General features: G+C 67.5%; 17 protein-coding genes. 8 read left to right on the forward strand and 9 right to left on the reverse strand.

The features are described from left to right. Positions 1–771, forward strand: a complete 771-nt coding sequence (locus LQV39_RS09525) for a DUF3108 domain-containing protein (protein ID WP_230024656.1) — start codon at positions 1–3, stop codon at positions 769–771. A gap of 14 nt (positions 772–785) precedes the next feature. Here LQV39_RS09525 and LQV39_RS09530 read toward each other — a convergent pair whose 3' ends face one another. Continuing rightward, positions 786–1,541: an SDR family NAD(P)-dependent oxidoreductase gene (locus LQV39_RS09530; RefSeq protein ID WP_230024658.1), complete on the reverse strand. Its 756-nt coding sequence runs from the start codon at positions 1,539–1,541 to the stop codon at positions 786–788. Between the two features lie 149 nt (positions 1,542–1,690). Here LQV39_RS09530 and LQV39_RS09535 point away from each other — a divergent pair, with 149 nt between their 5' ends. Continuing rightward, positions 1,691–2,563, forward strand: a complete 873-nt coding sequence (locus LQV39_RS09535; RefSeq protein WP_374199419.1) for a LysR family transcriptional regulator — start codon at positions 1,691–1,693, stop codon at positions 2,561–2,563. Between the two features lie 11 nt (positions 2,564–2,574). Here LQV39_RS09535 and LQV39_RS09540 read toward each other — a convergent pair whose 3' ends face one another. Beyond that, entirely contained in the window at positions 2,575–3,018 is a 444-nt protein-coding gene (locus LQV39_RS09540; RefSeq protein WP_230024662.1) for a hypothetical protein, read from the reverse strand. A gap of 272 nt (positions 3,019–3,290) precedes the next feature. Here LQV39_RS09540 and LQV39_RS09545 point away from each other — a divergent pair, with 272 nt between their 5' ends. From LQV39_RS09545 to LQV39_RS09555, 3 genes are read left to right on the forward strand one after another with little or no spacing between them, the layout of a single operon-like run. After that, positions 3,291–4,664, forward strand: a complete 1,374-nt coding sequence (locus LQV39_RS09545; RefSeq protein ID WP_230024664.1) for a hypothetical protein — start codon at positions 3,291–3,293, stop codon at positions 4,662–4,664. Then, positions 4,657–5,358, forward strand: coding sequence for a hypothetical protein (locus LQV39_RS09550; protein WP_230024666.1), 702 nt, complete (start codon positions 4,657–4,659; stop codon positions 5,356–5,358). The genes LQV39_RS09545 and LQV39_RS09550 overlap by 8 nt, the downstream gene beginning before the upstream one ends. 5 nt (positions 5,359–5,363) lie before the next feature. Continuing rightward, positions 5,364–8,192, forward strand: a complete 2,829-nt coding sequence (locus LQV39_RS09555; RefSeq protein WP_230024668.1) for an ATP-binding protein — start codon at positions 5,364–5,366, stop codon at positions 8,190–8,192. Positions 8,193–8,245: 53 nt separating this feature from the next. Here the strand turns inward: LQV39_RS09555 and LQV39_RS09560 are convergent, their stop codons facing one another. The 4 genes from LQV39_RS09560 to LQV39_RS09575 form a co-directional block, all read right to left on the reverse strand. Then, on the reverse strand, positions 8,246–9,151 hold the full coding sequence (locus LQV39_RS09560; protein ID WP_230024670.1) for a DUF535 family protein: 906 nt from the start codon (positions 9,149–9,151) through the stop codon (positions 8,246–8,248). 83 nt (positions 9,152–9,234) lie between these two features. Further along, complete coding sequence (locus LQV39_RS09565; RefSeq protein ID WP_230024672.1) at positions 9,235–10,401, reverse strand: low specificity L-threonine aldolase; 1,167 nt, start codon at positions 10,399–10,401, stop codon at positions 9,235–9,237. A gap of 10 nt (positions 10,402–10,411) precedes the next feature. Beyond that, positions 10,412–10,924 carry a hypothetical protein gene (locus LQV39_RS09570; RefSeq protein ID WP_230024674.1) on the reverse strand — a complete coding sequence of 171 codons (513 nt, stop codon included), beginning with the start codon at positions 10,922–10,924 and terminating at the stop codon, positions 10,412–10,414. Then, complete coding sequence (locus tag LQV39_RS09575; protein ID WP_230024676.1) at positions 10,921–11,445, reverse strand: hypothetical protein; 525 nt, start codon at positions 11,443–11,445, stop codon at positions 10,921–10,923. The genes LQV39_RS09570 and LQV39_RS09575 overlap by 4 nt, the downstream gene beginning before the upstream one ends. 102 nt (positions 11,446–11,547) lie before the next feature. On the opposite strand from LQV39_RS09575, the gene LQV39_RS09580 reads away from it, so the two are divergent. Then, the gene (locus tag LQV39_RS09580; protein WP_230024678.1) at positions 11,548–11,712 is read left to right on the forward strand and encodes a hypothetical protein; all 165 of its coding nucleotides are present in this window, start codon (positions 11,548–11,550) and stop codon (positions 11,710–11,712) included. 134 nt (positions 11,713–11,846) lie between these two features. Next, positions 11,847–12,812, forward strand: a complete 966-nt coding sequence (locus LQV39_RS09585) for an alpha/beta hydrolase (RefSeq protein WP_230024680.1) — start codon at positions 11,847–11,849, stop codon at positions 12,810–12,812. 63 nt (positions 12,813–12,875) lie between these two features. Here the strand turns inward: LQV39_RS09585 and LQV39_RS09590 are convergent, their stop codons facing one another. Continuing rightward, positions 12,876–13,775, reverse strand: a complete 900-nt coding sequence (locus LQV39_RS09590) for a LysR family transcriptional regulator (protein ID WP_230024682.1) — start codon at positions 13,773–13,775, stop codon at positions 12,876–12,878. Between the two features lie 79 nt (positions 13,776–13,854). Here LQV39_RS09590 and LQV39_RS09595 point away from each other — a divergent pair, with 79 nt between their 5' ends. Further along, positions 13,855–14,844: a quinone oxidoreductase gene (locus LQV39_RS09595; protein ID WP_230024684.1), complete on the forward strand. Its 990-nt coding sequence runs from the start codon at positions 13,855–13,857 to the stop codon at positions 14,842–14,844. Here LQV39_RS09595 and LQV39_RS09600 read toward each other — a convergent pair. Together LQV39_RS09600 and LQV39_RS09605 are read right to left on the reverse strand one after the other, a co-directional pair. Further along, complete coding sequence (locus tag LQV39_RS09600) at positions 14,841–19,292, reverse strand: translocation/assembly module TamB domain-containing protein (protein ID WP_230024686.1); 4,452 nt, start codon at positions 19,290–19,292, stop codon at positions 14,841–14,843. The genes LQV39_RS09595 and LQV39_RS09600 overlap by 4 nt on opposite strands. After that, a complete protein-coding gene (locus LQV39_RS09605) occupies positions 19,292–21,196 on the reverse strand; it encodes an autotransporter assembly complex family protein (RefSeq protein WP_230024688.1) in 1,905 nt (634 codons plus the stop codon). The genes LQV39_RS09600 and LQV39_RS09605 overlap by 1 nt, the downstream gene beginning before the upstream one ends. Positions 21,197–21,212: the final 16 nt, after the last annotated feature.

Consider the following 21,212-nt stretch of genomic DNA (forward strand, 5'->3'; position numbering starts at 1 on the left):
ATGAACAAGATGTGGAAACTGGCCGGCGCAGGCCTGCTGCTGGCGGCGTCGATGGCGCCGGTATTGGCGCATGCGGCGCCCGCGGCGGACGAGCACCCGTCGCAGGTGCGCCCCTTCAACCTGCCGCCCTCGGCCGACCTGGCCTACTCGATCAGCGCCCGCCAGCGCGGCTTCACCCTGAACGGCGACGCCACCCTGAGCTGGCGCCAGGGCGAGGGCAAGTACACGATCAACACCGATTCGCGCGTGGCCCTGCTGGGCAAGCTGACCGAGAACCGCAGCCAGGGCACGATCGACAGCTTCGGCCTGGCCCCGAACGAGTACTACGACAAGCGCTTCCGCAAGGACCCGGTTACGGCGACGTTCGACCGCGAGGCCAGGACCATCAGCTTCAGCGACGGCAAGAAGAGCTACCCGATCAAGGGCGGCGAGCAGGACCGGGTCTCGATCTCGTGGCAGCTGGTGGCGCTGGCGCGCGCGGCCAAGGACAAGTTCAAGACCGGCTCGGAATGGGACTTCTTCGTGGTCGGCCCGCACGACGCCGACCCCTGGACCTTCCGCGTGATCGGCCGCGAAAAGGTGCAGGCCGGCGCCGCCATCGGCACGGTCGACACCGTCCACGTGCTGCGCGAACCGCCGCCGGGCTCGAAGGACCAGACCCTGGACATCTGGCTGGCGCCTTCGCTGGAGTGGTATCCGGTCAAGCTGCGGTTTGTGGATAACGAGCGGGATTATGTGGAGCAGACGCTCGAAAAGATCACGAAGCGCTAGCCAAGCTGCGCCGTTCAGATCTGGGCGATGCCGCCGTCGACGAACAGTTCGATGCCGGTGATGAAACTGGCGTCGTCGGAGGCCAGGAAGACCGCGGCCTTGGCGATTTCGTCGGGGTCGCCCACGCGGCCCATCGGAATCTGCGAAGCGAAGTGATCGAGCAGGCCTTGCTGGCTGGCTTCGTCGGTACCGGCCAACTCCACCAGGCCCGGCGTCTTGATCGGCCCCGGGCTGAGGGTGTTGATGCGGATGCCGCGGCCTTTCAGGTCGAGGATCCAGTTGCGTGCGAACGCACGCACCGCCGCTTTCGAGGCGGCGTAGACGCTGAAGGCCTCGGTGCCGCTGCTGGCCGCTGTCGAGCCGGTCAGGATGACGGAGGAGCCGGCGCCAAGCAGGGGCAGGGCCGCCTGCACGGTGAACAGCGTGCCTTTGACGTTGCGCGCGAAGGTGTCGTCGAATTGGGCTTCGGTGATCTGGCCCAGCGGCAGCATGGAGCCGCCGCCGGCGTTCGCCATCAGGACGTCGAGCCTGCCATGCTCGGCCTTGATGCGGTCGAACAAACCCTGCAGCTGATCGAGCCGGGACGAATCCACCTGCACGGCGACGGCGCCGGCGCCGATCGCCTGCGCGGCGGCATCCAGTTCGGCCTGGCGCCGGCCGGTGATGTAGACGGTCGCGCCTTCGGCAGCGAAGCGCTTGGCGACGGCCTGGCCGATACCGGTGCTGCCGCCGGTGACGACGGCGATTTTCCCTTCGAGTTTCCTGGACATGGTGTTCTCCTTTGTTTGAACGGGTCCAGTGTGCGCGTCCGGGCGCTTTTCGATAAGAGGCCGAACGCGCATAATATCCATGCAAAAAACGCATGGATGCCGAAGGCCCTGGTTAAAAAATGAATAAATTAATAGCGATGGAGTGTTTCGTGCGCGCGGTCGAAACCGGCAGCTTCTCGGCTGTAGGGCGCGAGCTGGGCATCGGCCAGCCGAATGTCAGCCGCAACATCGCCGCCCTGGAACAGACCCTGGGCACCCAGCTGCTGCACCGCTCCACACGCAGCCTGGCCGTCACGCCGGAAGGCCAGCGTTATTACGAACAGGCGCGAGCCGCGCTCGACCTGATCGGGCAGGCCGAATCGGACGCCAGGGGACAAAGGAATCCGCAGGGCCTGCTGCGCATGGCCTGTTCGCAGGCCCTCGGCGCCGAGAAAATCATCGGGGCCATGCCAGGCTTCATGGCGCGCTATCCGGATCTCGAGCTCGACCTGCTGCTCAGCGATGCGTATGCCGACCTGGTTGCCGAAGGCCTGGACCTGGCGGTGCGCGGCGGCGTGCTGGCCGACAGCGCGCTGCGGGCACGGCGCCTGGGCAGCTCGGAACGGGTGCATGTCGCCAGCACGGCCTATCTCGATGCCCGCGGCACGCCGGACACGCCGGCAGCGCTCGCGCAGCACGAATGCATCCTGTACACCCACATGGCGCGTGGCGACCGGTGGCCGTTCAGGGAAGGGGAAGTGCAGGTCGGCGGCCGCATGCGGGTGAATAATCTCGAAGGCATACGGCGCGCGGTCATCGGCGGCATCGGGATCGGCTACCTGCCCAGCTGGATGGTCTGGGACCAGGTGCGGGACGGCAGCCTGCGCGTGGTGCTGGCCAGTTACGCGACCGGGCCGACGCCGATCCACGCCGTGTACGCGGCCCAGCGCCTGCTGCCGCAGCGGGCGGTCGTCTTCATCGACTACATGGCCGAGGTGTTCGCCGCCACGCCGGGCTTGAACGGCAGCTCGGTACTGGACTGAGCCGCCGCGCTTCAGTCCTGCAGCCCCGGATCGTCCGGCGAGTCATTTTCCCAGTGCAGAACCATCTCCTTGGGCGCGTTCCCCACTTTCAGCGTGCGCTTGAAGGTCTTGCCCTCGGCCGCGGCGCTGATCTTGTAGGTTCCCGGCGGCAGCTTGGCGAAGAACATCGGCCCCGTGTTCGCTACGCTCAGCACGCCGGCGCCCCTGGCGTCGGCGATGTCGAGCTGGACGTCGGAGCGGTAGGCGCCGGTCTGCTTGGTGGCGAAGGTCAGGCGCAGGTTGTAGTCGGCCTTCAGGGCGCGCATCGCATTCTGCTCGTCGGTGCCGACGCCGCCGTTGATGTAGGTGACGCCGTTCTGCTCTTTCGGCTGGGCGGCGGCGATGGCGGGGGAAATGACGCAAACGGCCAGTGCCATGGCAAAAGGCAGGGCCGCGTTCGCTAGTGCTCGGTGCATGGCATTCTCCTTGTTTTCAGATATAAATATTGCAACATCAATTATCCTGCGGCGGACAAAGGAGGGGCGCGCGGCTGAGTGTTGATTTGTGACTGCGCGTCACAAATCTTGCTTTCATGGCAAGTCAAGCCTTGTTTTGTTGCCGTTGCTTATTAGCCGTTGCAGACGCCGCTTTTATTAGTTGCCTGACCTTAACTGTTATACTGACGCCCCCGCGCCCGCCGCATCTGCCGCCGCGCGCGTTACAAAACCGGCAACTGGTAAGCCCTACGATGATCGACAACCTGGCAGGCGCCGCCGCCGCCGACCTCCATTCCATAGCGCCTGACGAGCTCGATCCGCTGCAGTCCCACTTCCAGGAGGGAGTGGCGCCGGACGAAATCGAGCAGGTCTATCACCTGAAACGCGCCCAGCCGATGTTGCAGGCGTTCACGGCCCTGTTCCATGGCGGGCAGGACGGCGTGATCGTGCGCCTGCTGGTGCTGCGCGAACTCGCCGCCGAAACCGGCGAATCGGCCTTCTCGCGGGCCGACATCAACACCAAGTTCGCCTACCTGATCCCGGAAAGCCTGGAAACGGTGCTGGGCCGCCTGCGCTCGCACGGCCTGCTGGCCTGGGACAATCCGGCCGCCGTGTACCGCATCACGCCGCTGGCGCGCAACGTGCTGGCCGCGCTCGACACCCTGCTGGCGCTGGGCCGTCCGGAAGAGGACGAAGCCGAGATGGGCTTCCTGCTGTCGCAGGTGGCCGGCGCCCAGGCCGTGGGCGGCGTGACGGTCGAGCAGCTGAAGCACCTGCTGGGCCGCCTGGTCGAACTGCACGAGGAATTCCGCGACGCGATCGCCTCGGGCTCCGAATTCCGCCTGCGCGCCTCGCAGGCGAAGTGGCACATGGCCTGCGACTGGGTCGAAAAGGGTTCGGCGATCCTGCGCGCAATCACCTCCGACGAACGCGCGGACAGCGCCACGCACAAGGCGGCGCAGGCGATCGGCCGCGCCCAGTCCTCGCTGCTGAACATGCAGGGCATGTTCTCGCGCGCCTTGAACCAGATCGAGCGCCAGCGCGTGCACCTGGGCCAGTCGGGCCTGTCGACCACCGACATCAAGCGCTGGCTGCTGGCGCATGAGGACCTGGCCGGCCTGGCCGAGGGCGCGATCGAGCGCCCGGTGCTGCCGCTGTTCGTCACGCCGGCCGAGATGATCGACGTCGCCGAGACCGAGCTGATGGCGGAACGCGCCGTCAACGTCGCCCCCGGCGGCTTGCCGAGCGGCGAAGACGCCCCGACCACCATCAACGACAACCCGGCGATGCAGGCGGAGCTCGACGACTGGATCAAGCGCCTGGCCGATTTCGCCAACCTCGATAACTTCCCGGTGATGGCGGAAGGTGCGCCCAGGAGCGTGGCGATCCAGGACTCGCTGCTGCCGGCCAGCTTCGCGATCGCGTCCTACCGCGCCTCGCTGCTGCCGCTGCTGGGCGACCCCGCCGAGGCCAGCCTGCAGGGCCCGACCGCCGAACTGGCGCGCCTGCCGGTGCGCTTCGACTCCGAGGACGAAATGGTGCAGCTGGACGACCCGCACGTGGCGGCGATGTCGCGCGCGACCCTTTCACTGAATTTAGATTTGGACAGTAAAGAAGATGAATGACGACGCACAGATCCTGATCGCGCGACTGCTCACGCACCAGACCCTGCGCCGCGACGACAAGATGGTCAAGCGCGCGCTGTCCGACGATACCTTCCGCGCCGAGATCGACAAGCGCCTGCTGGAATCCGGCCTGAAGCTGATCGACAACGTGTATGCCGACCACGTCACGCTGGCCCTGCACCGCAACGTCGAGCCGAAGATCTTCGGCGCCAGGGACATCTGGCAGAACAATAACTTCGGCCTGACCCGCGACGGCGTGGCCCTGCTGGTCGTGCTGTGGGCGCAGATCATCCTGCCCAAGCGCCAGCGCCAGGAAACCCACCAGGCGATCGACGTCGACCAGTCGGACATGTTCGACAAGGACAATCCGATCCCGCGCGCCGAAGACACTTCGATCGGCATCTCCTACACCGCGCTGCTGGCCGACTTCGGCGACAAGCTGGGCAAGAAGACCCGCATGGACATGAACCTGGGCCTGCTCTCCAAGCTCGGCTTCATCGAGCGCCGTCTCGACGTGATCCTGGAAGGCCCGCTGCTCGACCTGCTGATGGACACCGACCTGCTGAAGGAGCGCATCATCAACGGCGCCCTGGCCGACGTATTCAAGCGCGCCCCGACCGCCGTCGTGCGCCGCGTGGTCAATGAAGCCGCCAACGACGCTGAACCGGTCGTCGCCGAAGAACCCCAGGAGTAAAGCGCATGTTCCACATTAAATCTCTCGAGCTGGTCCACTGGGACTACTGGCAGCGCATCAAGAACATCCCGCTCGACGCCAAGATCATCACCATCGCCGGCCAGAACGGCTCCGGCAAGACCACGCTGCTGGACGCGCTGCGCACCCTGTTCGGCCTCGATTGCTCGATGGGCCGCACGTATAAACACTATGCGCGCCACTCGGGCCAGCAGAGCGCCTGGATCCGCGCGGTGGTCGACAACAAGGCCTCGGGCCGCCAGCTGTCGAACCGTCCGTTCCGCCACAGCGGCTTTTTCAGCGACGACGAAGTAACCCTGTTCTGCCAGGTGCAGAAGAACGGCGGCGACTGGAAGCGCCAGTACCTGATGCGGCCGGGGAATATCGACATCGAGGAAGTGACCGAGGCCACCGACTGGCTGGGCGTCGAGAACTACCGCAAGCGTCTGGCGTCGGCGGGCCTGTCGCCGGCCATGTCCAAGGTGCTGGCGCTGGAGCAGGGCGAGACGGATAAACTGTGCGAATACTCGCCGCGCCAGCTGCTGGACCTGGTGTTCCAGGTCTTCGGCGACAAGGAAGTGCTGGACGCTTACGACGAAGCCAAGCGCCACCAGCGCGACACCGAATCGGAGCTGAAGCGCTTCGAGGCCGAGCTGGAAACCTCGCGCATCAACCTCGAAGGCCTGCGCCTGCGCGTCGCCAACTATCACCAGTGGGAAGACCTGAACAAGGAACGCCAGGCGCTGGTGGAAGAGGCGCTGCCCAGCCTCGAATACCATGAAGCCCGCGAAAAAGCGGGCCAGACCAGCCGCGCCCTGCGCGAAGCAAAGAAGCCGCTGGTGCAGGCCGACAGCCAGCTGGCCGAGAAGCGCCACGCACTGGCGGCCCAGCAGCGCGCGCTGACCGAAGCCCAGCAGCAGGAAGTCCAGCTGGAACAGGAAGCGAACACCCTGGCCGGCCGCCTCACGGAAGTCAACCGCAAGCTCAAGCCGCTGGAAAGCCTGCTGGAGCAGAAGGAACGCCTGCAGAAGCTGGCCGCCGACTCGGGCGCCGACATCGCCGAGGTCTCAAGCCAGCTGGAAGCGAAAGAAGCGCAGCTGTCGAAGAAGAAGACCGAGCGCGAGAACCTGGGCGCAAGGATCGCCGAGGCGATGTCGACCATCTCGGCCCTGCAGGGCAAGAGCTCGATGCCGGAACCGGAAGCCCAGCGCCTGATGCGCCGCGCGCTGAACGATGCGAATATCCGCCACGCCATGCTGTCCGATATCGTCGAAGTGACGGATCCGAAATGGCAGGGCGCGGTCGAGGGCGTGCTGGGCGGCTATGCCTCGGTGGTGCTGCTGGAAAGCGCCAAGGATGCGCCGGCGGCCTACAAGCTGGCCGAGAAGGAGCGTTATCGCCACTTCATCGTGCCGGATTGCGTCAGCGCCCCGGTGGTCAAGGACGACACCCTGCTGTCCGTGGTGCGCTTCAGCTCCAAGGCGCCGGGCTGGCTGATCGACCAGCTCGAGCGCATCGAGCGCGTCGAATCGGTCGACCAGGGCTTCAAGAGCGATGCCGACGAGTGGATCACGCCGGACGCCTACCACCGCGAACGCCGCGGCGGGCGCTCGCTGTTCGTCGAGCCTTCGCGCTACCGCTTCGGCGCAGCGGGTAAAACCCAGCGCCTGGAAGCGATCCAGAAAACGCTGCCGGCCCTGGAAGCCCAGGAAGACAAGCTGACGCTGGAAATCAGCAAGCTGGCGACCGAGGTGTCGGCGCTGCGCGTGCGCATCGCCGGCGTCGACGCCGTCAAGGAACTGAGCGCGCGCCAGGCGGAGTTCGAGGAAGCCCTGCGCGCCATCGAGCCGCTCAAGACCGAGCGTTTGGAAGTGGGCGCGCGCCTGGGCGAGCTGCAGGTGCTGACCAAGAACGCGACCGTCACCCGCACCCGCGCCGACACCGTGTGGCAGAACGCCCGCATGGCCCTGTCGGAAGCGGAAGCCGGCATGCGCCTGAACCATCGCCGCCAGATCGACCAGCGCAGCGAGCATGCGCGCGCCCTGCTGGACCTGCGCCGCAACTGGCGCCACGTACCCAAGGCCTGGCGCCAGCCGGAACGCCGCGCCGCGCTGGTGGCCGCGCACCAGAACACGCACCAGGTCAAGCTGCGCGTGTCGTCGCTCGAGACTTCGCTGGCGCGCAGCGACTGGGAACACGATCCGACCGTGATCGACCAGTACGCGCGCCTGAACGACCAGCTGTCGAACCGCCAGAACGAGACCGAGGAACGCCGTTACCAGAACAACCGCGCGATCGAGGCCACGGACAATGCGCGCGGCGCCTACATCGAGCGCCTGCGCTACACGATCAAGACCTACTCGAAGAACATCAAGGAGCTGGGCGAGCTGGCCAACATCGAAGTCACGGTCGATCCGGTGCGCCTGGAGAACGACGACCTGCAGTTGGCCCAGGCCGGCCTGCACGTGCGCTTCAAGTTCGACGGCAAGGGCCAGATCGGCATGAACGACGGCGAAGCCTCGGGCGGCCAGCAGGTCATGAAGTCGCTGGTGCTGCTGATCGGCCTGTTGAAATCGGAAGAGGGCTCGGGCGGCTTCGTGTTCATCGACGAACCCTTCGCCCACCTGGACATCCGCAACATCCAGCTGGTCGGCGAGTTCCTCAAGAATACCGACGCCCAGTACCTGATGACGACGCCGCTGACCCACAATACGGACGTCTACGACCCGTCGGACCTGACGCTCATCACCAGCAAGAAGAAGAAGGACACGCAGTGGGCGCAGCCGATCTTCGTGCTGCAGCGCCGCCAGGCGGGGGATGAAGCGAAGGCGGCGTAAGCTGCGTACCCCGCGTTCAAAACGGCCGGCGATCCTGTGGACGCCGGCCGTTTTTATTGCAGGTGCGGCTGCAGGGCCACCCGCGCCATTTCCCCGACCGCCTGCCAGTGCTCGCGCCGCAGCGCAGCCCGCTTGCGGTGCCGGGACGAGACCTCCGTCAGCGGTTTGAGCTGCAGGGGCAGGGCGATGCGCCAGCAGCGGCCCGCCAGCGGCACGCCGCCCAGGGTCTCCCAGAAGCCGTCGTAGGCATTCGCGAAATGCCTGGCGTCGGCCGGTGTCCAGGCGCTTTGCCAGCCAGCCTTGATGGCCGCGATCTGCCTGAAATCGAGCGCCTGGGCGATGCCCTGCAGCGCGGCGAAGCAGAAGTAGCTGGGCGAGTTGTGGGGGAAGGCCAGGCCGAAGGCGGAAAAGGCATCGGCGACGTCGGCGCGGTGGCCCTGGTTGCGCGCAATGAAGGGAACGATGGCCGCATCGAGGCCGGCAAAGGCGCCTTCGACCCAGCTGAAGGACAGGCGGTGCAGGCAGCTGCCGTTGGCGTGCATGGCGATCGTCAGGTCGCCTTCCGCGCACAGGCGCGAGGCCATCTCGAGCCGGATCGTGAAGCACCAGCCGGTCCTCCGGTCTTCGTGGCGCCACAGCAGCAGGCCGCCGTTGCGGTACACCGCATGCTTGTAGGCGGCATCGAAGGCGCTTTCCTCGAAGCGGTAATGGGCCAGCACGCAGCGCACCCGCTGGCGCAGCGACATGCCCCTCGCCAGATAATGGCGGTGGCTCAGGTGGTGGAAGACGTCGTCGTGCGCCAGGGCCACGTAGCGGCGGTGGATGTCGAGCGCCAGCAACTGGCGGTGGGCGCGCTGGAACAGCAGCACGCGCAGGCTGCGCGCGACGCAGGCCAGCCAGGAGGGCAGCGGATAGTGGCGGCGCGCCAGCCAGTGCCTGGCGAGAAGAGTGAACACCATCGGGGTTCCGGGACATAATTGTAATTACGACAATTTTGTCCCGGGCCGGGGTCTGCGGTATTGGAGTGGAACAAGCTTCCCTGCTAGCCCGCCAAGGCCTTGAGTAGGTAATCCGTATCGCGGCGCAGGATGGATTCGTTGAAGCCCAGCTGCGCCTTCCCATCATTGAGCTTGCTGAGCCGCACATTCGCCTTCTGCAGGCGCTCTTCGAGTCCGGCCTGGCGCGCCGGCGCGATTTCCAGCACCGCTAGGTTGCTGCCGTTCTCGATGCGCTTCACCTTGAAGCCCGGCGTGCGATCGAGCGCCGCCATCAGGCGTTCGCCGGCCGCGCGTACGCGGGCGTAGCGTTCCTCGGCGCCGTCCAGCGCTTCCAGGGCGGGCAGCGCGGCCTGCCAGCCGTGGTAGATGGTGCCGCCGAAGATATGGCGCAGCTCGCGCGCTTTCGCCATCAGGGGTTTCGCGCCGGACAGCACGCCGCCGAAGGGCGCGCCAAGGTATTTGTAGAGCGAGACGTAGACCGTGTCGAAGTGCGCGCAATAGTCTTTGACGCGGAAGTCTTCCATCCCGCTCATCAGCAGCAGGCGCGCACCGTCCAGGTGCATGGGGATCTTCTTTGCGCGCGCGGTCTGCGCGATCTCGGCCACCAGCGCCGGCGTCAGGGATGCGCCCTGGGCCCGGCGCACCGGGCTTTCGAGGGCGATCGCGCCGACCTTGATCGGGTAGGGGCCGACTTCGGCGCGCTCGATCGCGGCCCTGATTTCTTCCAGCGCTGGCGCCGCCTTGCCCGGCGCCAGCGGCACCAGGTTGATGCCGCTGAGGGTCGTCACGGTGTTCGACTCGTCGCGGTAGACGTGGCTTTCCTGCTGCACCAGCGCGTGCCGGTTCTCGCCGCACAGCAGGCGCAGGGCAATGTGGTTGGCCAGGGTCCCGGTTGGCATGAAGACCGTGTCTTCCTTGCCGAGCAGGCTCGAAAACTTCGCTTCCAGTTCCGCGACTGCCCCGCCGGCCAGGTAGCCGTCGCCCGGCTTGGCGTGCTTGTCGAGCAGGGCTTGCAGGCGCGCGGGCTCGGTGGCCAGGCTGCGCGGCAGGCTGTCGCCGGCCAGCACGACCATCGTGTCCATGTCCATGGCGGGCGCCGGCGTGGCATTCGCTGCCGCGGCGCCGCCGTATTGCGCGTGGACGCTGCCCGCTGCCAGGCCCAGTGAAGCGATCGGTACGGCTCCGAGGAAACTGCGGCGGTTCAGCGTCATGGACTGTCCTTTATGCGTTGTCGACCGCCTTGCGCAGGCGCTGGCGCCAGCGCATCAGGCTGGCCGAGAAGGTGCAGAAATAGGCGCCGGTCAGGCCGACGCAGAACATCGTTGCTTCACTGTCCGAAAAGCGCGGATTCGGCCGGCTGCTGCCCTGGTTCATGTAGATCTCGATGCCCAGGTAGATCACGCGCGCCACCAGCAGCATCGCCACCAGGATGCCCATGCGCATGGGCGGCGTGAAGAAATAGCCTTCCGGGGTGTCTTCGAAGCGGGTCTTGCGCAAGCCGTAGGTACCGAGGCCGATGCCGGCGATCGCGCCCAGCGCCAGCGCCGCCAGCGACAGGGGCCGGTCGGCAAGCTCGGCGAGGGGCACCAGGACCATCGCGCCGAACACCAGCACGCCGGTGTAGTGGCGCGACAGGATCGAACGCTGGCGCAGCATCTGGGTCTTGAGGCGCTGGTAGATGCGCCAGACCAGAACGGGAACGAGGAGGATGAGGGCGGCAGTGGTGATGCTCATTGGGCAGTTGCGGGGGCGGCGGCAGTAACAGCGGCGGCGCGCTTGCGCCAGGCAAGCAGGCCGGCCGCGAAAGTCATGTAGTAACCGGCGAGGACGCCGAAGATGCAGAGGGTCAGCGGGCTGCTGACGAATTCGTGGTGCGCGAGCGGGCCGTTCGCCTCGAGGACCTGGTAGGCGCGGTAGCCCATGCGGCTGAGGAACAGCAGGGCGACCAGCATGCCGATCGGCGCGTTGGGCGTGAAATAGTATTCATCGCCTTGCTGCTCGAATCTGGTGCCCTTGCTGCCGATGCGGCCCAGGATGACGCCGACCGCCAGCCCGGCGCCCATGCCGGCCAGCGCGATCGGCGCCTGCAGGCTTGCGGCCGCCAGCAGCAGGAGCAGCAGCGGGAAAAAGACCAGGGTGGTGCGATGGCGCCAGGTCTTGGAACGCTGGCGCGTCGTCAGGCGCTTGATACGGCTGTAGACACGCCACAGCACGAACGGAGCAAGGACGGCGGCAACGACGGGAGTAGGCAGCATGACGGATTCCTTCATGTCGAATCCGCCATTGTAATCCAGCCGGGCGTCGGCAAACCGCCCTGCATGCTAATGTTTTGGCTTCGAAAGCCGGAGAATCCAGCCATGTTTGCAGCCACTATCCAAGCGCACCGCGCCCCCGATCCGGCGCCCATCGAAGAGCCGCTCAAGGAGCCATTCGATACGCCCGACCCCCACCAGCCGCCGATCCGCACGCCGATGAACGACGAACCGCCGACCGACCCGAATCCGAGCATCACGCGGCATTGATAAACCTCAAACCGGGGTCAGACCCCGGTTTTTGGAAAAATCTACCGGGATATTTTTAAATTGACAGCGGAAACTTGTCGGCCTAGTATTTAGATGAATGTCTAATTAGATGTTTTTCAAACTAGGAGATGAGGATGCGATTCACGCAATGTTGGGCGATGTTGATGCTGGCCGCAGCGGCGGCTGCGCATGCGATGGCCGCACCGGCCGGCGAGCAGGCGATGACACTGGAGACGGCCAGCAGCGCCGTCCACGGCAGCCTGCGCCTGCCGGCGGGCGAGGGCAAGGCGCCGGCGGTGCTGATCGTCGCCGGTTCCGGCCCCACGGACCGCGACGGCAACAGCGCCATGCTCCCCGGCCGCAACGACAGCCTCAGGATGCTGGCCGATGCGCTGGCCCAGGCCGGCTTCGCCTCGCTCCGCTACGACAAGCGCGGCATCGGCGCCAGCAAGGCCGCCATGCCGGACGAAGCCCAGCTGCGCTTCGATACCTATGTCGAGGATGCCGCAGCCTGGATCGCGAAGCTGAAGGCCGACCCGCGATTTACGTCGGTGGCAGTGATCGGCCACAGCGAGGGCGCCCTCATCGGCATGCTGGCGGCCGAGCGCGCCGGCGCCGCGGCCTATGTGTCGCTGGCCGGCGTGGCCGAGAGCCCGGGCGCCGTGCTGCGCAAACAGCTGGCCGGCAAGCTGCCGCCGCCGCTGGCGGCCGACAACGAACGCATCCTCGCGAGCCTGGAGCAGGGCAAGCCGGTGGCCGAGGTGCCGCCCGCGCTGATGGCCTTCTACCGGCCCAGCGTGCAGCCCTACATGCTCTCGTGGATGAAGTATGTGCCGACCGCGCGCATCGCCGCGCTGCGCATGCCGGTGCTGATCGTGCAGGGCACGACCGACATCCAGGTCGGGGTCGAACAGGCGCAGGCGCTGAAGGCGGCCAGGCCGGATGCACAATTGGTCATCATCGCCGGCATGAACCATGTGCTGAAGGCGGTGGCGGCGGATGTGCCGAACCCGGTGGCTTCGTATGGCGATCCGTCGCTGCCGTTGCATCCGCAGCTGATGCCGGCGATCGTCGGCTTCCTGAAGAAGTCTCAGCCTTGATGAATTTCAAACCGGGGTCAGACGCCGATTTTTGGAAATGGTCTGACCCTGGTTTGTGCAAACTCAAAGGAGGGCTGTGCCGGACTGTTCGAGCAGCTCGGCCAGCAGCTCCGCTACCAGGGTCACGCGCGGCGAACGGCGCACGTCGGGATGCACGACCAGCCAGATCGGGCGGCTCAGTACCTGCGTGTGATCCGGATGGAGCGCCAGGCCCGCGTCGCGGCCGAGGAAGTGCGGCAGCAGGCTCACGCCGAGCCCGGCGCGACAGGCCGCCAGCATGGCCTGCGCGTCGTTCGACCAGAAAGCGTAGGGGCGGCCGGCGGCGAACTTGTCCAGCCAGGCCTGTTGCGGCGAGCCTTTCATCGCCTCGCCGTAGCCGATGAATTCCCAGTCGCTGTCCGGGCGCGTGAACCAGCCCGGCGCCGCATACAGTCCGTATCCCATCTGCGCCAGCGGGCGCCCGGCCAGGCCCGGTTCCTCTGGGCGCAACAGGCGCAGCGCAAGATCCGCTTCGCGCCGGTACAGGTTGGCTTGCCGTACCTCGGCAATGATCTCGAGCGTGATCGCCGGCCAGCGTGCACGCAGGGCCGCCAGCTTCGGTATCAGCAGGCTGGCTGCGAGGGCCGGCGGCGCCGACACCTTGACCACGCCGCGCACACTGCCCGCACCCATGCCGGCACGCGCGAAGGACAAGGCTTCGTCTTCGACCCGGTGCGCGTAGGCCAGCAACTGCTCGCCTTCCGCAGTCAGGACCCAGCGCTTCGGCAGGCGGTCGAACAGGCGCAGGCCCAGGCGAGCTTCCAACGTACCGATGCGGCGCGACACCGTCGAGTGCTCCACCGCCAGCGTGCGCGCCGCCGCGCTCAACCTTTCCTGGCGCGCCAGTTCGACGAAATAGCGGATGTCGTCCCAGTCCAGTGGGCCGGGCGTGGCGTGGTCCGGCTGACCTATCGATTTTTGCACAACAAATGTCGATTATTTGAGATTTCGGTGGAATTTCAATCAATCTACCATGTACTCGTCTTTTCAACCGGAGAATGCGATGGACGGGTTAATCGAACAGGTCGTGGTGCGCCGCCAGGGCGGACCGGAGGAGCTGAAGCTGGAAAGCCTGGCACTGGCGCCCCCAGCCGAAGGGCAGGTGCGGATCCGCCAGCTTGCAATCGGCGTCAACTTCCTGGATGTCTATCACCGCAGCGGCACCTATCCCTTGCCAAGGCTGCCCGCCGTGATTGGCGCCGAAGGCGTGGGCATCGTCGAGGCGCTCGGCCCCGGTGTAGACGGACTGCAGATCGGCCAGCGCATCGCCTATGCCGGCCAGCCTGGGGCGTATGCGGCGGCCCGCAATCTGCGCGCCGAGTATGCGGTCGCGCTGCCCGAGGCGGTGCCGACCGAGGCCGCAGCCGGTGCGCTGCTGCGCGGGATCACGGCGCACATGCTGTTCGCTCACGTGCGGCCGCTGCGCGCGGGTGACACGGTACTCGTGCATGCGGCCGCCGGTGGCCTCGGCCTGGTCCTGGTGCAATGGGCCAAGGCGCAGGGAGCGCGTGTGATCGGCACGGCGGGCAGCCGCGCGAAGGCAGAGTTGGCGCTGGCCCATGGGGCCGAGCGCGTGGTGCTGTACCGCGAAGAAGACTTCGTCGCCGCATCCCGCGAGTTCAGCGGCGGACGCGGCGTCGACATTGCGATCGACGGCATCGGCGGTCCGACCCTGCTGCGCAGCTTCGATGCTGTGCGGCCCTACGGTATGGCGGCCAGTATCGGCCAGGCGGGCGGCATGCCGGCGCCGGTCGACCTGATGCAGATCGGCGCCCCGCGCGCGATCGCCTTTTCGCGCCCGAGCGTGATGCGCTTCATGGCCGACCCTGCGCTGTACCGCGAAGGTGCACAAGCGACTCTGACGCGCCTGGCTGCCGGCCTGCAAGTGCACATCGGCGCCGAGTTCCCGCTGGCCGAGGCGGCCGAGGCGCACCGTGCGCTGGAGGAAGGGTGGACAGCGGGGGCGGTACTGCTGCGCCCCGCCTGTTTTTAGTCAAACGCCCAGGAGTAGAGCACGTCCAGCGCCGTATTGGTCCCGGTCTGCAGCGCCAGCGTAATCCGCGGCGTGAGCTTGTAGCGCAGGCGCACCACGCTGGTGGCGGTGGCGGCGCCCTGTTCGAAGCTCAGGTACAGGCGCGACGAAATCCGCTTGCCGACAGTGACCACCGTGTTGGCGAGACCGGTCTCCTGGCCCGCGCCCTGGCGCACGCCGAATTCGTCGACGCCGAGGGCGTTCGCCAGCTTGCTCTGGATGCCGCCGGTGCCGCCTTTGCCGCCCAGCAGGGCGCCGGCGGCCGCGCTCAGGACGTCGGCCTCGTTGCCGGTCGTGCCTTCCATGCCGTGGCCCAGCACCAGCCAGGACAGTTTTTCGCTGTCCGGCACGTTCGGCGTCGATACCAGCTTGGCCGTCGGCGACAGCGCCGTGCCGCGCACCTGCACGCCGGCTTCGACATTGGTCTCGCTGAGCTGCTCGCCTTCGGGGCGCTTGCGCACCGCCAGCACGTCGATCGAGGGGTTGTCGTAGGGGCCGCTGAAGGTGGCGACGCCGCGTTCGATCGCCAGGCGCTGGCCGTAGGCCGCATAGGTGCCGCTCACGACCCGCACGCTGCCGTTGATGCGCGGCGCGCCGTCGCCGACCTTGCGCACGTGGACGCTGCCGGCCAGGTAGGCATCCGCGCCCATGCCGCGCAGGTGGAAATCGTCGCCCAGGTCGGCCGTCAGGTCGATCGTCAACGGCGCCGCCGCCGCGCCTTTCTTTGCCGGCGCCTCCTTGGGATTCGCGCGGCCCAGCACGATGATGTCGTCGGACAGGGTGGGGCGGTCCTGCGGCGCGAATTCCACCAGCGCGCGGTCGGCCTTGAAATTGCCCTCGACGGCGAAGTGGCTGGCATCGCGCACCACCGTCGCCTGGCCGCTGAGGATCACGGTGCGGTCCGGGCGCGACAGCGCTTCGAGCTTGTCGGCCACCAGCTTCAGGTTCATGGTGGCTTCGCCGCCGGCAAAGCGCACATTGCCGTCGATGAGGGCGCGGCCGCTGTTGCCCTCGAAGGCGAAGCGCTGCAGCTGCAGCTGGTCGCCGGCGAGCACCGCGCGCAGCTGGCCGTTACGCAGGCGCAGGCCCTGGTCCGGCCAGCGCACCGCCATGCGGTCGCCGTTGACGGTGCCGTTCAGGGTCGGCGCGCCGACGGTGCCGGCCCCGGTAATGTTGAGCGCCAGGGCGCCGTCCACTTCCAGGCCCGGCTGGCCGATCAGCGGCGAGACCCAGGCCAGCGAGCCCAGATTCGCCGTCGCCGTCAGGCGCAGCGGGCTGTCGTTGTCGAGGCGGCCGTGGATCATCTGCGCAGTGGCGTCGACCTTGGCCGTGCCGATGCGGCTGCCGTCGACCGCCAGCTGGGCGTGCAGGGCGCCGCCGCTCACATCGGCGCGCAGGTCGAGCTGGCGCAGGCCCAGCACCACCGGGGCGACGTCGCCGGCGATCAGGTCGCCCTTCTCGCGGAACACGTGCACGCTGCCGTCCAGCGCCGGGGCGGCGCCGCTGGCGACCGGGGCGCGCATGTCGAGCGCCCAGTCGGCGCCCAGGGTCATGTCGCCGCGCAGGTTCTGGCGGATCGCGTCGGAGGCCTGGCCCAGGTAGGTGACCGGCACGCCGGTGGCGCTGCCGCGGCTGGTCCAGCGCGCGCCGTTCTTGGCCAATGACTGCACCGTGATCGAGCCGGCCGGCAGGCGGATGGTGGCGTTGTTGAAGTCGATTTTCTCCGGCTTGGCCAGGCCGGCGACGCCGGAACCCGGCGCCCCGGCGATGCGCAAGGGGGCGGGCGCCGCCAGCGCGAAGGCGTAGCGGCCGCGGTTCTGCAGCGCGCTCAAGGTGCCGCTCCAGGCGTTGCCCTTGTAGCCGCCGTTGACCGCGACATTGGCGTCGAAGGCGTCGCCGCGCGCCGAAGCCGTGATGGCATGCGCCCCGCGGGTGCCGGTCGATTGCAGGCGGGCCGTCGCGATACGCGTCTCTCCGCTGACGAAATCGGCGATCTGCACGTCCAGCGCCAGCGGATCGGCGGCGCCGCGTCCCGAGCCCACGTTCGCGGTGGCGCGCAAGGACTTCAGGCTCTGGGCCTTCAGGCGCAGGTTCTGGCCTTCCAGCGAGGCGGTCAGCGAGGGCGTGTCCATGGTGCCCGACAGGGTGCCGGAACCGCGCAGCACGCCGCTGTAGTCCGGGCCGAGCGCGGCCAGCTGCGGCGCGTCGATGCGCCAGTTCAGGGTGTCGCGCCCGCTGCCGAAGGCGCCTTTCGCCGCCACCACGTTGGCGCCCAGGTGCAGGTCGACGTCCGCGTTCGAGACGTGGCGCTTGTCGGCCGTGACTTTGGCGACGCCCCACAGCGGCGAATTCGACAGCGTCGACTGTTGCAGCGTGAGGTTCACGGAGCCGCCCATGTTGGCCCCTAGGCGGCCGCTGGCGTCGAAGGCGCCGTTGATGCTGCCGGCGAAGGGCGAGCCGAAGGCGGCCGGGTTCAGCTTCTGCATGTTGCCGCTGGCTTTCACCTCGACCACCTTGGCGTCCCTGGCGCCGGACAGCCAGGCCTCGCCGCTGGCGTGCAGGCTGCCGTTGTCGTTCTTGCGTTGATTCGCCACCCAGCCCAGGTTGCGCGCATCGACTTCAAAACTGGTGCGCGGCGCTTCCATGGTGCCGCTGACGACGCCGTTCGCCACCAGCGCGCCGTACAGGTCGGGGCGCAGGCTCGATAGCTGGCGGCCGTCCACGCGCCAGCTCATCTTCTCGCCCGGCTTGCCGAAGGCGCCGGTCAGGGCGACCGTGTTCTGGCCCAGCGCCAGGTTCGCGTTCACATCGTGCACATGCACGCCGCCGGGCGAGTTGGGGCCACCACCGGCATCCGCATCCAGCTTGCCCTTGCCGGACAGCGGCTGGTCGAACAGGCGGCTCGGACGCAGCGCGAAGTCGGCCGCCACCTGCCATTGCGGGGCCAGGCTGCCTGCGGCGTTGATCTCGGCATTGAGGTCGGCCTTCGGGAAGTCGCCGAAGGCGGCCGGGTCGAGGTGGGACGCGACCACATTCGCCTTGAACGGCTTCTTGTCCGTCAGGTTGGCGCTGCCCGTCACGCGCACGCTGCCCTTGCCGGCCGAGACCCGCGCCTCGCGCACGTTCAGCACATTGTCCTTCAGCGCCGCTTCCGCCACCAGGCGCATGCCGGCATCGACCAGGTTGACGTTCAGGGTTTGCGTGTCCTGGGTGTTCGCCACCGACAGGTCGCCGGCAATCGCCGTCTTCTTCATGCTGTCGTGGATCTGCTTCAGGTCGATGCGGTCCGTGTGCAGCGCGAAGCGCGCGGTGCCGATGCCCTTTTCATCGGCGCCGCGTTCGACGCTGCCGCTGCCCGTGAAGCGGCCGGCGCCGCCCAGGTCGAGCAGCACGTCGCTGATCTTCATGGACGAGAGGTTGCCGCCCAGCTGGCCGCGCATCGCCCGCAGCGGCAGGCGCTGCTGGTCGATGGTGCCTTGCGGGCCGTCGTTGGTGAGGTCGACGGAGCCGCTGATGTTGCGGTTCGGGTCGAGGCGCGCCGCCACCGACAGGTTCAGGTCGGCCGTCGGCAGGGTCGGGTTGAAGAAGCCGGGGTCGATGTTTTTCGCGTTGAGCGTAAAGGCCTGCAGCGGGATCTCGGCAAACGGCGACAGCACCAGCTTGGCCGTGCCCTGGGCGCGCGCGGCCTGGCCGCTGGCGTCAATGACGGTTTTTTGCAAATCGCCGCCGGCATGCAGTTTCAGTTGCGCGGCGCCGGGGGGCGGGGCGCCCGTACCGGGGGCCTGGCTCAGGCTCGCATCCGCATTCAGTTTATACGGCAGCGCATTGGCGATGGTGCCGCTGGCCGCCACCTGGCCCCAGGGCGTGCTCGCCTTCGCGTAATCCAGCTTCCAGCGTTCCTTGTCGCCGTGCAGGCCGGCGCGGATGTCGTCGATCTGGGTTTCGGCGTCCTTGTTCACGAACACCGCCCTGGCCAGGCGCGCATCGTCGACCGCGATCTTGAAGGGCGGCGCCAGGCGGGTCGGCATGGTGGCGGGCTCGGTGCTTTCCTTGAGCGTCTCCATGCGCAGCGATTTCGCATACAGCTTGTCGATCTCGACGCCGCGCGACAGGTATTGCCAGGGCTTCCAGTCGATATCGATCTCGTCCGCCGTCATCACGGAAGTCTCGGTGCGGAACACCAGGTGGCCGATGTGCATGTGGCCGTACAGCGAACCGGTGACGCCGGTGATGGTCAGCTTGCCGCCGCTGGCGCCGGCGACGCGCTGGGCGATCATCTGCAGCGTGGTCTCGCGGCCGCCGTACCAGATGGCGCCGCCGATGACGGCGGCGGTGACGGCCACGCCGATCGCGACCCGGCGCGGCCAGCGGCGCGGTTTTTGTTCGGTTTTTGGAGTCTCGTCGCTCATCAGAAGGTGAATCCCAGAGAGAAGTGCAGGCGGACCTTGTGCACCGCCTTGCCGTAGGCGACGTCGACCGCGATCGGGCCGACCGGGCTGCGCCAGCGCGCGCCCACGCCGTAGCCGACCTTGGGTTTCAGGTCCTTGAAGTTGTCGGCGGCATTGCCGGCGTCGACGAACACCGCCGCGCCCCAGGGCGGCTTGAACCAGTAATCGTATTCGGTGCTGGCGGTGAGCAGGTAGCGGCCGGGCGCGATGGCGCTGCCGACCGGGATGCCCAGCTGCTGGTAGCCGTAGCCGCGCACCGACTGGTCGCCGCCGGCGCGGAACAGGAAGGTCGACGGCACCTTGTCCTTGTCCTTGGAGCCGACCGCGCCGAATTCGCCGCGCAGGATCAGGGTGCCGGACGGTCCGAGCGGCTTGAACATGACCCCGCGCACATAGGCGCGCATGAAGGGCTCGTCGGTCAGGATCGGCAGCGGGGCCGCGCCCAGCTGCAGGTTGGCGATGTAGCCATTGGTCGGCACGAGCAGGCTGTCGAGCTTGCGCTTGGTGATCGAGAAGGTCAGTGGCAGGGCCTTGGTGCGGGTGGCCGGCAGCTTGTCGATGGTGATCTGCTCGGTCAGCGCTTCCAGGCGCAGGCTCTTCTCGAGAGTCGGCGAACCCCAGGCGCGGGTCGCATGGATGCTGGTGGTGCGGGTGATCTGGCCGCGCACGTCCTCGCGGTCGTAGCCGGCGCCGACGCTGTTGCTGTAGCCGTTCGAGGTGGTCGGCCAGAAGAAATCAGCGCGCGCCTGCTGGTGCAGCTGCTCGTACAGCACATTGCTCTTCATGCGCTTGCCGAACACGTTCAGGTCGTCGTAATTGGCCTGGGCGCGCGCGCCGGTGTTGGTCGAGAAGCCGACGCCGACCGACAGGTTCTTGCGCTTGTTTTCCGTGACCCGCACCAGGATCGGCATTGTCACCGGGCCGGATGGCGCCTCCACCTTGGGACCGCCCTGGTTCAGTTCACTGACCTGTTCCTGCAGGGTCGAGGACATGTCGAGGCTGACCTCGACGGTGCTGAAGTAGCCGGTGTCCTGCAGGCGGCCTTGCAGGGTCTGCAGGGCCGCCTCGTTGTATTGGTCGCCGGGGTGGATCTGGTTCAGGTTCTGGATAATCGAGGGCGAATAGCGCTGCAGGCCCTCGATGCGCAGCGCGCCGAAATGCACGTCCGGGCCGCTGTCGATGACGACCTTGAGCAGGGCGCGGTGCGCTTCCGGATCGACGGTGGCGCTGGAATCGATCAGCTGGGCGCGCGGGAAGCGCGACTGCGCGATCTGGCGCACCATGCCGCGCTTGGCCGATTCCCAGTCCGCCGTACGGAATTGCGAGCCCACCGGCAGGGTCCAGCGGTTGCGCAGGGCGGCGGCATCGAAGGGCGCTTCGTCCTTGCTGAAGGGGACGAAGCCGCGCAGTTCGAGGTCGACGTCGCCCACCGTCACCGGCTCGCCCGGGTCGACGATCACGCGCGCGACCGGGCTGGCGCCGGACGTATCCAGTCCGCTCGAGATTTTGGGCGAGTAATAGCCCTCGGTGGCAACCAGGGTCTTCGCTTCCTCGGGGGCATTGCGCACCAGGCGCTGCAGCTGTTCGAGGTCGACTCGCGGGTTGCCGCGCCAGCGCATCAGGTCGAGGTTGCTTTCCAGCAGGTCACGCAGCTTGCGCGGGGCGTCGATCTTCACATCGTAGCGGACCGCGCGCTGCTCGGGCGCCTCGACCGGCAGGGGCGGCGCGGGCTCATGCTCCTTTTCCTGCAGCTCCTTCTGGGTCTGGTCCTTGGTCGTGGTCGGCGCCGGCACAGTGTCCTGCGCCTGGGCTGGAGTCTGGGCCGCCGCGCCCACGGAAGCGCATAGCGCGTTCACGGCCAACACGATTTGTGCCAAAATC

This window comes from Massilia sp. Bi118 (genome assembly GCF_918697865.1).
Classification (GTDB): domain Bacteria; phylum Pseudomonadota; class Gammaproteobacteria; order Burkholderiales; family Burkholderiaceae_D; genus Telluria.